Source organism: Bacillus sp. MRMR6 (assembly GCF_001940785.1).
Lineage (GTDB): Bacteria > Bacillota > Bacilli > Bacillales > Cytobacillaceae > Neobacillus.
Window position 1 is genome coordinate 120,587 of record NZ_MSLS01000006.1, and the last position, 12,508, is coordinate 133,094.

Sequence of the window (12,508 nt, forward strand, 5' to 3'; positions counted from 1 at the left end):
AATCTTAATCTACTATCCTTGGAGAGACTAGAAAGGTTTTAGTTCACCTTTCTTGGTTTAAAGCCTTCCAAACTTGCTCATAGACCTTTTTCAAAGGAACTTGATACTGTTTGGCAATCGCTTTACACTCATCATATTCTGGAGCATGCTGCACGGATTGTCCATCTAACATACCTTCTTTAACCGTCACTTCGCCCCACTCGGTGGATACTTTTATATATCTGCGTTCGAGTCGGTGCACCGTTAGCGGGTAATACCGAACACCGAGCGTGGTCGTTTCATGAAAAAGAATTTCTCTCATTTTGTGAACATTGTTGCGAGAACATAGAAGCTGCAGTAAAACACCCGGGCGGTTTTTTTTCATATAAATGGGTGTATAGTAAACATCATTCGCCCCAGCCTCAAAAAGCAGGTCCATCACATAACCAAGCCATTCTCCAGGAATGTCATCGAGATTCACTTCCATTTTCAGCATTTGGTTATCGATATGTTCAAAATCAGGAGGACGGTTTGTTTCCATCATGCATGCTCCTTTCATGTGTCCCCAGGAAAAGTTTTCTTATTGTCCAATGATAACACGAAGTACATTCGGATGTGTTGAAAATGTCTTGGTGCCAGCTCCATAGCCAATCGCCTCAACCCTCATCGACGGAAGAGTACAAAATTCTTCTGCTAAGACTGCAACGATTGCAGCACCTGTCGGAGTGGTTAATTCACCGCGGATGGTGGTCTGCTCAAGCGGCACTCCTTTTAAGATCTCAAGTGTTGCCGGTGCAGGGACAGGGTAAATCCCATGGTCTATATGAATTTTCCCGAATCCTACAGGTACAGATGATGCTTTTACGACAGGGTTACCTAATTGTTCGAGTAAAATCGCTGCTCCAACGATATCAATAATAGAATCAACTGCGCCTACTTCATGAAAATGTACCTTTTCTAGTGGAATTCCATGAATTAAGCCTTCTGCCTCACCAATTTTCTTGAAAATTTTCAAGGCAAGGGTTTCTACTTGCTCTGAAAATCCAGCACTTTTAATGAGATGAACAATTTCACTATACGCACGATGATCGTGGTGGTGATGGTGAGTGTCGCTATGCCCATGATCATGATGGTGTTCATGAGTGTCGCTATGCCCATGATCATGATGGTGTTCATGAGTGTGGCTGTGCCCATGATCATGATGGTGTTCATGAGTATGGCTGTGCTCAAGGTCGTGAGTGTGTTCATGTGTATGGCTGTGCTCAGGGTCGTGAGTGTGTTCATGTGTATGGCTGTGCTCAGGGTCGTGAGTGTGTTTATGTGTATGGCTGTGCTCAGGGTCGTGAGTGTGTTCATGTGTGTGGCTGTGCTCAGGGTCGTGAGTGTGTTCATGTGTGTGGTGGTCATTTATGAGCACTACATCAAACTTCGTACTAGTTATTCCATTTTTAATGACCTTGGTCCATTTCAATTCATACTCATCTTCAAGCTTCAGCTTATTTAACTCTTTGGCAAGATGATTGGGATTGGCTCCTGCATCAATAAGAGCCCCGATTACCATATCACCGCTAATTCCTGAAAAACAATCAAAATAAAGTGTCTTCATTCTTTGCCCCTCTTTGTGCAATTTGGTCGATTAATACAGCGTTATATCCTCCACCAAAACCATTATCAATATTTACGACACTGATTCCGGAGGCACACGAGTTTAACATTGTAAGTAAAGCAGATAACCCGTTGAAGTTCGCTCCGTACCCAACACTAGTTGGAACAGCAATTACCGGGTGCGAGACGAGACCGCCTACTACGCTTGGTAACGCCCCTTCCATTCCGGCTACCACAACTGAGACCGTTGCGTTTTGAATTTCTTCCGCATGACTTAGAAGGCGGTGAATTCCAGCAACACCTACATCATATATACGGTGGACTTTGCTCCCAAGAATCTCTGCGGTGACGGCTGCTTCCTCCGCCACTCTTAAATCCGAAGTGCCCGCAGCCACCACAGCAATGTAACCTTGATGGTCCCGCTTTATATCGGTCTCATCCTGCCAGGATAGAATTTGTGCAACCTCGTGATAACGAAATTCCGGACAAGCCGCCTGAACGACTGCTGCTTTCTCGTTTGATATTCTTGTGACCATTACTTGGCTGTTCCTCACCCGCAACGACTGTATAATAGCGATAATCTGCTCTGCCGTCTTCCCTTCACCAAAGACCACCTCAGGAAAGCCCTGTCGTTTTTTTCGATGATGATCAACCTTTGCAAATCCCAAATCTTCAAAAGTTGCTAGTTGTTTCTTTGCATCTTCAATACTAAGGGTACCTTTTTGGACTTGTTCTAAAATGTCTTCAAGCACACGAATCCCCCTTTATTTCAATAATAAGTATCAGGCCTGATGGACGCTCCAAGAGGACTGATTGCAACATTTTCAACCACTTTCGACTTTTTCTTCCAGCACGGGCAACAGGGGACTCCTTTGGTTACCTTGCCCTCACTTTTTCATCCAGCACGGGCATCAGGGGACTCCTTTGGTTACCTTGCCCTCACTTTTTCGTACAGCACGGGCATCAGTTGACTCCTTTGGTTACCTTGCTCTCACTTTGCTACATGAACGCTCCATGAGAACCGAGTTCAACATCCCATTCCATACTCTTACTATTAAAAATGCTTTGCAATGTCTCTGGCAAGTTTTTCATAGTTTTCATATAAAGCTTGATACACCTTACTGCTATCTTTATTAGGCAACACTGGTGAACCCATAGGAATATTTTCTTTAATCTCTTCAAATGAATTAGCTCTGCCAGTGGCTACTAACGCTGTCCAGGCAGCACCCCATGCTGCACTGTGATGACTTTCTGAAACATAAATTTCGGCACCAAATAGATCAGCCAACATCTGCATCCATAACCTAGACCGTGACAAGCCGCCATTCACATAAATCTTTTTTGGCTCACCCGCTAATCTTTCCAGTGCTTTTCCGATCTGATAGAGATTAAAGGTGATGCCTTCTAGGACGGCACGAATAAAATGTTCCTTTTTATGAGTAATCGTTACTCCGTAGAAATTTCCTTTTGCGCGCTGGTTCCAGAGTGGAGCTCGTTCTCCATTCAGATATGGCAGAAACACCATTCCATCTGCACCTGGAGCTACTTTTTCAGCATCTGCTAAAAATTCACCAAAGTCTTGTTTGTCATTAAGAAGGTCCTTCAGCCATTGCAAAGCAATACCGCCATTATTCGTAGGTCCGCCAATAATCGAAGAATCTGCTGTAAACGAATAGCAAAAGGTCTCACGGTTTTCATCCATTTTTACACCATTAGTAATTTGACGAATGGCCCCGCTTGTTCCAACAGAAATAGCCACTTCTCCTGGTAGAATTGCCCCAATCCCTAAGTTGGCCAGCTGTCCGTCTGCTGCTCCTATTACAAATGGCAGGTTTCGGTTTATGCCTATTTCATCAGCAAGCTCAGCCTTAATTTCTGTCAGAATTTCTGTCGGTGGGACAATCTTTGAGAGCTGGTCTCTATGAACGCCTATTAGTTCTAATAATTCTTGATCCCAATCCAGCTTGTCCGGGTTAAATAATCCAGTTGCCGATGCCATAGAGTAATCAATTACTCTTTGATCAAACCAACGCAAACAAAGATATTCCTTAATGGACATAAAGTAGGAAGCCTCTTGAAACGGCTCGTACCCGTTTTCATTCATCCATAATAATTTTAAGAATGGTGTCATGGGATGAATCGGGGTTCCTGTTCTCGCATAGACATCGTTTCCGATGGTCGCTTGAATTTTTTCAGCCTGTGGATAGCTCCTTCCATCTGCCCAAATTAGTGCTGGAGAGAGCGGGAGCCCTTCCTTATTTACACAAATGATCGAATGCATCGCGGCTGAGAATCCTAGTGCTGCGATGTCATCCTTACTGACCTTTGCTTTTTCTAAGGCAGTGCGAATGGCAAGGACCGCAGAACGTTCAATTTCAACCGGATCCTGTTCTACCCAACCTTGCTGCGGGTAATAGGAGGTGTTCATTTTCTCCTCTTCAGCAATTAGCTTTCCATTTAGGTTAAAGACACATGCTTTTACACTAGTTGTCCCAATATCAAGTCCTATACAATAGTCTCTTGGCATGATCATCTTCCTTTTCCCTCACAATTTTCTCTATGCTAAAACAAAAGGCCTTGGGGTTCACCCAAAGCCATCTGTTTTAGGCTGTATAAAAAACTTTATGATAATACTTTATTCATACTTCCGCTCTTATACCCTATTAAATCTAACGTAATATATTTATAACCATATTCCTGAAAAGCGTGGACAATGGAGTCATGATACTCAAGAACCGTCTTCATGTCATTTGGCTCTACTTCAATTCTTGCGATATCTTGATGTGTCCGCACCCGTACCTGGCGAATATGAAGATTTTTCAGGTAAGCTTCTGCCTTTTCTACCTTTGTCAGCTTTTCTTTTGTAATGTACTCTCCATAAGCAATTCTAGACGATAAACAAGCAAATGACGGCTTATTCCAGGTTGGCAGGTCAAATTGCTGTGACAGCTCCCTAATTTCCTGCTTAAATAGATTCGCTTCAAGCAGCGGTCCGCGAATGCCCTTTTCCTTTGCGGCCTTCATTCCAGGGCGGTGCTCATTCAAATCGTCTGCAATCACACCGTACACCACATTCCGAAAGCCCTTTTGTTCCAAAACGGGAAGAATATGATCGAATAAACTGCTTTTACAAAAATAACAACGGTTTCGATCGTTCTCAGCATACCCTGGGATAGCTAGTTCAGAAGTCTCAATCACTTGATGCTTCGCTCCGATTTTTTCTGCTAAGATTTTTGCTTCTTCAAGCTCACTAGAGGGATATGTCTCAGAATCCGCCGTAACTGCGAGGACTTTGTCAGGACCAAGTGTGCTGACAGCGGCCTGTAACAGAAACGTACTATCCACTCCACCTGAGAAGGCAACAACCACTGATTCCATTTCTCGAAGAATAGACTGCAATTTTTGATATTTCTCTGTTAACACCGTCTCATCTCCCTTCATGATGTACTTTAAAAAAGGAATTCCTGATATATCAGCATTTTAACAGATACAATCAAAATCCCCCATAATTCCAGCCATTGATAATTTATTTGGCTGGACAATAAATTATGTCCTTTGATTAAATGGTCATCGCTCCAAAACCGCCATCTACACGGATTAACGCTCCTGTCACAAAGCTCGAAGCCTTATCCGATGCCAGCCAAACCGTCGCTCCCTGCAGTTCTTCTGCTTCCCCAAAGCGCTGCATCGGAGTATGTCTCATAATGGATTCGATTCGGTCAGGATCTAATATTTTGCGGTTTTGTTCCGCTGGGAAGAATCCAGGAATAATTGCATTTACACGAATACCATTTGGAGCAAATTCACGTGCTAAGAACTGAGTCACACTGTTTAAACCTGCTTTTGATACGGAATAAGTAAATACTCTTGAAAGCGGAGTGGTGGATGATACAGAAGAAATATTAATAATACTTCCTTGTCGCTCCTGCTCAATCATTCTTTTTGCAAAGATCTGGCAGGTTAACACAATCCCTTTCAAGTTAATATCCATTATTTTATCGTACTCGTCCATACCAAGTTCAAAAAATGGTGTCGGACTGTTGGTACCTGGTGCATTCAACAAAACATCCCAGCCGCCAGACCACTTTTCAATTTCATCTGCCACTTGAAGCAACGACTCCTTTGAACTGACATCCGCAGAAAAGGCCTTCGCTTCTCCACCCTCGTTAATGATTTCTTTTACCACTTCTTCTGCTGTCTGTAAGTTACGGCCCACAATAGCAACCTTCGCCCCGTGTGCTGCTAATCCTTTGGCCATTGCTGAACCCAACACACCATTTCCACCGATTGCAACTGCTGTTTTCCCCGTTAAATCAAATAGATTCATCATGTCTACTCTCCCCTTAATCGTCTGTTTTTTTAGAATAAATTACCCTTTTCATCAAATGGCAGTTCATATAGATCAGTCATAACTTCCATATTTTGATGCTCTTTTACATAGCCGACTAATTCTTCTGATACCTCTATTTCGCTAAGTTCGAGGGTGTTTTTTATGCGGACCAACTTCACTTTCGTGAAATCTAAAATATTACAGGTTTTAACGGCTGCCTTAATTGCTTCTAAATCATTAGCTAAGGTCGTTGCTATTTTAGTAGGTGCGACAACGGTTGAAGTTAAACCGTTTGCATAGGTTACTTCTAAATCCATCCTGTCAACCAGACGCTGGGTTGTAAAGTCAGCCGTTCCGACACCGTTTGCATTTCCCTCTGTCTGCGGTGTTAGACCTAGTACAACCATTTTATTTACATCTGGACCACCATAAGCGTATGGGGTTGGGTAACGCCCTGTAATATTGGGGTCCATACCATCTCCAGAGATGTTCTTGCCAATCTGGTCAATAATCAGGACATCTAATTGGTCAAAGAATAGCTTTGGCAACAATTCCTTTGCCTTGACCTGCAAATCTACTTCTCTTTCATTTATTTCCTCGGGTGTCAATACATCTACGATGGCAACCTTATCAAAGGCATTTTCTATCGTAGCTACTCCAAATAGAACTGGCTTTTTTTCCATAATCATCTTTGCCATGGCAGGCACATTTTCTGCCATATATTTAAAGCCTAATTGATGGCAGGCTTCAGCACCTCTTTGCTTACCTAAGCCAATACTAATCATCTTCATAATCCCGCTCTCAACAGGACCGCGAAAGGCGGTATGCGGCTTTACTCGGTTAAGAACCACAATTCCATCCGCTTCTGAAGCATATTGATCTACATAAACAGGTAGTCCGTTCTCTAATTCACCAATCTTAACTACCTCCATAGTAGAACGAATCTCACAGCCTACACTTTCTTCTGTCACACCAAGATGAGCTAAAACCTCACTCTGCCCTTCAGCAGTGGCACCGCCATGACTTCCCATACTCGGAACTATAAATGGCTTTGCTCCTAAATCTTTTAAAAACTTTACCGTCACGGCTGTTAACTCCACCAGGCGGTCGAGCCCTCTTGAGCCAACCGCGATTGCAATGTTCATTCCTGGCTTAACTTTCTCCTGAATACGATCTTGATTGAGTTTTTCTAATAGCGCCTGCTCAAGGTCCTCAATTTTTGAATCGTCAAATTTCACTTTTACTTTAACCATCTTAGGTACTGGAATATCTTTTAAAAGCTCTTGAAGAATACCCATTCACACGTCACTCCTTTTCTATAGGTAAGTTTTCCTCGAGGGATTAAATTCCATGTATGGAAAAAACAACATCATTCAAGCTAGAGATTGTAATCCCTTTCAATCTAATCCATTATCGGGATTTAAAGTTATTTTTATTTGTTTGTTCACCAAACAAATTATTAATTGTATAATATCATTACGGCCATTCTCCGTCAACGCTTTTATAGCATTGCATCTAAATTAATAATAAATAAAAATAACAAGGTGGTGGACTGCATGGTCACGGGTGATGCAGCCTATATAAAAAAAATCAACCGCTCGCTCATTATTAGTAAGATTATTGAGCACGGCATGATTTCTCGGGCAGCTTTAGCAAAAATAACTGGCTTGAACAAAGCGACCATTTCTGTACAAGTTGCAGATTTATTATCAGAAGAACTAATTATCGAAACCCAGCAGGAGCATAAGAATCTAGGCAGGCGCCCCATCATGCTTTCGATTAACCAATTGGCAGGATTTGCTTTAGGCATAGACCTTGATCAAAACAGTGTCTCTTTTACATTATGCAATTTAAATGGAACTCCGCTCGAGTCTAAATCATTAGAATTGGACACCACTGATTATGATGTGATTCAAGAATTGTTAATCAAAGAGATTACATTCTATAAACAGAAATGTTCTCTAGAACCTTACGGACTAATCGGTGTAGTAATTGGAATTCACGGAATTGTAAATAATGATGAAATGATCTATTTTGTCCCTCACCATCAATGGCATAACAAAGATCTAAAATCCGACCTAACAAATGAAACCGGTGTCAATGTTTACTTGGAAAATAACGCGAACTTGTGCTCATTTGCCGAGGTAGTTTATAAACATTATCAAAGCAAGAACTTATTATCGGTTAGTCTATATTCAGGTATCGGCCTGGGGATAATGGTAAATGGTAGATTGCTTAAAGGTTTTGACGGGTTTGCGGGTGAGATTGGTCATATGATTGTGGTCCCTGATGGACACCCTTGCAGATGCGGAAATTTAGGCTGTTGGGAACAATATGCCTCAGAGTCAAATTTTATTAAACAATTGGCTGATAGACAAAACAAAAAAGAGATTACGTATGAGGACATTGAACATTGGCTGAAAACAAAAGACTCCATCACCTATAAGCTAATGAAAGACTATATCAAGTTCTTATCAATAGGGCTTAATAATATGATTAATCTTTATAACCCAGAAATTCTAGTCATTAATAGTGAACTACTGCCAATGTATCCTGGTGCACTAATAGAAATAAATAACCACCTGACATCTAATGTTGGTCATTATCGAAAACTGCTAATATCTGACTTCGGCAAAGAGGCATGCAGCCATGGTGCATGTGCATTGGCAATCAAGAAGTTTTTAGGTGTTTCCAAGTTATGTTTAACTTCTCATGAACCAATAATTCAAAACGGTGTATAAACAAAGACCCCAGCACTCCGCCGGGGTCTTTATTTTGTATTCGTTTTACGCAATCTTTTCAATAGAGTTTTTTGATTTTTTCGCAGCAATGCTTTCTTGGATTTCTTCCATTTTCTTATCATCAAGTTCATAGCGAGACATTGTTAGACCGGAAACAAGCAATGCTACAGCGGGAACAGCAAAAGCTAAAATAATTGTTACAAGTTTTAATTCTGGTGTTAACGTATCCGTTACTGTTGGGAATGCATCTTTAAACCCGATTAACGCTACTGCAAAACCAACAATTGCTGGTGCTAAAGATGTAATTAATTTATCAATGAAAGAGAACAATGTTCCGATCATACCTGGTACATATCTTCCAGATTTATTTGTTTCATAATCGGATACATCTGCGATCATTGGATTAACAAGTGTTGATGGCACGCCGCCAAAGCCCATTGCCATTGTGTATAAAACAAGGAACAAGATTGTTGTGATTCCAATGTTAGACATGGAGATGCTTGAACCATCTATTAAACTAAACATTGCAATTAATGTGACGAAAGCACCTAATGCAATCCAAGTTGAGAAAAGGAAAGCTTTCTTCATACCTGTTTTTCTTGCTTTTGCCACGGCCCAGAAAGTAATTAATAGAGTTGGAACAATAGTAATCATCGAGACTGTACCGCTCAACGCATAATCACCGATTAAGATCGCAAACAACATCACCATAACTACTGAGTGGCGCAAAAGTGAGAATGCTAATTTGTCAACCGTTACAGCAAAAATCAGCTTTAGTAATGGTTTATTTCCTCTTAGAAGCGGCCAGAAATCGCGGAATTTAGTTTTAACTGTTTCTTCGGCTAATCCAAAATACTCTTTCTTGTCTTTGCTAGAGATTCCAATTACGGCTATTACGGTAAATACTCCTGAAAGAATAAGAGCTAGAGTGTTTAATTCAGTGAATAAGTTCAAATTAAAGTTGCCATGTTTTTTAATTAAATAAGAAGCTACATAAACTTGTCCGCCTGTGAAAAGCAATGTGTTGTAAATTCCATCAAATACTGCGAATAAAGGACGCTGTTTAGGGTCATTTGTTAAAACAGTTTGCGCTGCCTTTGTAACGGAAGTTTGACATGTATATCCAATAATATGAATCGCATAGATTAAGATAAAGAATAGCAGTCTGAATGATTCCGGTAAAATGTGTGTAACATTATATAATACTAGTATAGTAGCTGCTAAGATGATATTTCCAATCACCATAAAGGGCCGGAACTTTCCGAACTTACCTTCTGTTTTATCTACCAGAAAACCAATGATTGGATCGGTAACTCCGTCCCAAATTCTCATACTCATTAAGATGGTACTTACTACAACTACAGCAATACCGGCAAATCCTGCGGCGTAGTATGATACGAAGGCCAAAATAAACATGTAAAGATTTGTTGCAGTGTTATTTAAAGCAAAGAAACCAATTTCCCAAAGTTTTGCCCTATTGTATTGCTGATTATTAACTGTGGCTGTTACCATATCTCAGCATCCTCCCACAAGCGATTTAACCGCTTTCATTAAAGTTAATGTTTGATTACTCCTTTTGGAAAATTCATCCTTTGATTAGTTTAGTGAACTAACTAATCACTGTGCTTTTATCATAATTGAATCCGCTTTCATACGCAAGCTATTTTATCATTTTTATGGAGACTATTACTTAGCTAACCCCTCCTCTGTGAAAACCTTTTCATTCACAAAAATAAAAACTGTTATTTACTATTATTCTTTTTAGTTAGTTTAGTGAACTAACTAACTATTAAATAAACAATATCACCTCTGCTTTCGACAGTCAATAGGTTTTAAATTCTTCAAATATTTTGTTTCCAAATCGTTTTTTTGTTGACAAATCATGATGAAAACCCTTTTATTAAAATAATTTAGTCGGATTTTTGCAACTCAAAAAGCAGCAGGCTCCCGCTACTTTTTCAAATCATTTTTCATTCAATCTATTAAAACCAGTCAGCGTATCCTAGTTTTCTTAAGTGCTCAGCAGAGTCTTTTAGGCAATCAAATGGATCGCGACCATATAAATCATCCTGCTCTACTAAGAAGTATTGTGCTCCGCTTTCTAGGCCTGCTTCAATAATTGCTTTAAGGTCCAGACTGCCCGCACCAAGCTCTGCAAATTGGATGACGTTATTGAAGGCATTGAAGAACTTAGTAGGCTCAAATCCGCCTTCTAGTACACTTAAATCAATTTGTCCGATACGGTAGTCTTTCAAGTGAATCAAAGAAATACGGCCTGCGTAATTCTTTAATACTTCAACAGGATTTAGACCGCCGCGGTGGATCCAGTGAACATCCATTTCAAAACCAATTTTAGTAGTATTGTTCTTAATAATGTCTAATAGGTACTCCCCATCATATTTTTGGAATTCAATATGGTGGTTATGGTAATACAATTCGATACCCTGCTCGGCTAATTTATCTGCAACCTCATCACATTTTTGTACAAACTCCATAATCTTATCTTTATGACCAATTGTCGTAAAAGGAAGCATACCGATACGCAGGAAGCTACAGTTTAATGTCTTACAATCTCTTACAATTTTATCGAAATCATTTGACAAGGTCTCTCCCGGCATACCTGGCATCATTGGCTCTAGAGCGGCTGAAAGGGCAGCAATTTTGATATCAAAATCTTCACTTGCTCTTTTTAACTCCGCAACATTTTCAGAGGACATTGGAATTTGTGAGACTTCTACAGCACCATAGCCAAGCTCTCTTACTTGTCTTAATGTCTCATAAACACCTAGTTCTTCTACTTTACCTTTTAACATCATCATTTGAACGCCTATTTTACCCTTTTTCATTGAAATACCTCCATTATTATTGGTTGTTTTTTCTCTGATGACAGGTGAATCGCATCAATTATGGCAATTGATGCGAGTGCATCTTTTGCATGAATATAATTTTGACTGCCTTCCATAATGGCAGAATAGAATTGATTAATGGTCTTCGCATGACTGGCACCGTAATAATGCTTTGAACCCGGCAGCTTCGCATCCTCCATCAACTCTTCTTTTTCCCCTGCTTCATTGACTCTTATGAGAATGCTATCTTTGATCATTAACCTTTCATTTTCAAAAAGAACCTCAAGTTCGACGCTCGAATTATCTGCATTTGCATTCGTTGCAAAGAATAACCCCTTTGCCCCATTTTTAAACTGTATATGAGCGGAAGCTGTATCTTCCACCTCAATGTTATAATCCAACAATTGATCAACTGAACCTCTAATTGACTCAATTTCACCGCCAACAAGGTGCATTAAGTCTAAGGTATGCAGTGCTTGGTTGATCATTACTCCGCCGCCGGCATACTTCCATTTCCCGCGCCACGGCTTCAAATCATAGTATTCTTTTGACCGAAACCAAGCCACTAGACCTTTGACACCTTTGATAGGGCCAAGCTCTCCTGAACTGATTATCTCTTGAAGTTTTTCAAATGATTCATTGTTGCGATTTTGCAGACAAACCCCGATGTTAATGTTTCTGTATTCTTCCTCTAATTTCACTAGAGCAAGACCCTCTTCAGTATTCAAACCCAATGGTTTTTCTAGAAAAACATGAACACCTTTTTCGACACAGGCCTTCGTAACAGGGTAGTGTAGATAATGTGGCAAACATACATGAACACAATCCAAATCTTCTTTTTCCAGCATTACTTCATAGTTGCTGTAAAAGTTTGTTCCCGGTACTGAATTCGATAATGCTTCGTCAATATCACACACAGCCACCAGCTCAGCGTTTTGATTAGCTTTGATTGCTGGAATATGAATATGCGAGATGGTCCCAAGCCCTATAACTGCTACTTTTAGCAT

General features: G+C 40.4%; 9 protein-coding genes and 1 pseudogene. 1 reads left to right on the forward strand and 9 read right to left on the reverse strand.

Annotated features, from left to right (window positions below; all coding sequences use genetic code 11):
• Positions 1-43: 43 nt before the first annotated feature.
• From larC to BTR25_RS08740, 6 genes and pseudogenes are all read right to left on the reverse strand, one after another.
• Positions 44-1,585: pseudogene (larC, locus tag BTR25_RS28095) on the reverse strand (nickel pincer cofactor biosynthesis protein LarC).
• Positions 1,566-2,336 carry a nickel pincer cofactor biosynthesis protein LarB gene (gene larB, locus BTR25_RS08720; protein ID WP_075687677.1) on the reverse strand — a complete coding sequence of 257 codons (771 nt, stop codon included), beginning with the start codon at positions 2,334-2,336 and terminating at the stop codon, positions 1,566-1,568. The pseudogene larC and the gene larB overlap by 20 nt, the downstream one beginning before the upstream one ends.
• A gap of 302 nt (positions 2,337-2,638) precedes the next feature.
• Positions 2,639-4,111 carry a gluconokinase gene (locus BTR25_RS08725; protein WP_075687678.1) on the reverse strand — a complete coding sequence of 491 codons (1,473 nt, stop codon included), beginning with the start codon at positions 4,109-4,111 and terminating at the stop codon, positions 2,639-2,641.
• Between the two features lie 95 nt (positions 4,112-4,206).
• A complete protein-coding gene (gene larE, locus BTR25_RS08730; RefSeq protein WP_075687679.1) occupies positions 4,207-5,007 on the reverse strand; it encodes an ATP-dependent sacrificial sulfur transferase LarE in 801 nt (266 codons plus the stop codon).
• Between the two features lie 136 nt (positions 5,008-5,143).
• Positions 5,144-5,914, reverse strand: a complete 771-nt coding sequence (locus tag BTR25_RS08735) for an SDR family oxidoreductase (protein WP_075687680.1) — start codon at positions 5,912-5,914, stop codon at positions 5,144-5,146.
• A gap of 29 nt (positions 5,915-5,943) precedes the next feature.
• Positions 5,944-7,212 carry a nickel pincer cofactor-dependent isomerase, group 22 gene (locus tag BTR25_RS08740; protein ID WP_075687681.1) on the reverse strand — a complete coding sequence of 423 codons (1,269 nt, stop codon included), beginning with the start codon at positions 7,210-7,212 and terminating at the stop codon, positions 5,944-5,946.
• Between the two features lie 258 nt (positions 7,213-7,470).
• On the opposite strand from BTR25_RS08740, the gene BTR25_RS08745 reads away from it, so the two are divergent.
• Complete coding sequence (locus tag BTR25_RS08745; RefSeq protein ID WP_075687682.1) at positions 7,471-8,655, forward strand: ROK family transcriptional regulator; 1,185 nt, start codon at positions 7,471-7,473, stop codon at positions 8,653-8,655.
• A gap of 45 nt (positions 8,656-8,700) precedes the next feature.
• Here the strand turns inward: BTR25_RS08745 and BTR25_RS08750 are convergent, their stop codons facing one another.
• From BTR25_RS08750 to BTR25_RS08760, 3 genes are all read right to left on the reverse strand, one after another.
• Complete coding sequence (locus BTR25_RS08750; protein WP_075687683.1) at positions 8,701-10,167, reverse strand: MFS transporter; 1,467 nt, start codon at positions 10,165-10,167, stop codon at positions 8,701-8,703.
• Positions 10,168-10,637: 470 nt separating this feature from the next.
• Positions 10,638-11,501, reverse strand: coding sequence for a sugar phosphate isomerase/epimerase family protein (locus tag BTR25_RS08755; RefSeq protein ID WP_075687684.1), 864 nt, complete (start codon positions 11,499-11,501; stop codon positions 10,638-10,640).
• A complete protein-coding gene (locus BTR25_RS08760; RefSeq protein ID WP_075687685.1) occupies positions 11,498-12,508 on the reverse strand; it encodes a Gfo/Idh/MocA family protein in 1,011 nt (336 codons plus the stop codon). The genes BTR25_RS08755 and BTR25_RS08760 overlap by 4 nt, the downstream gene beginning before the upstream one ends.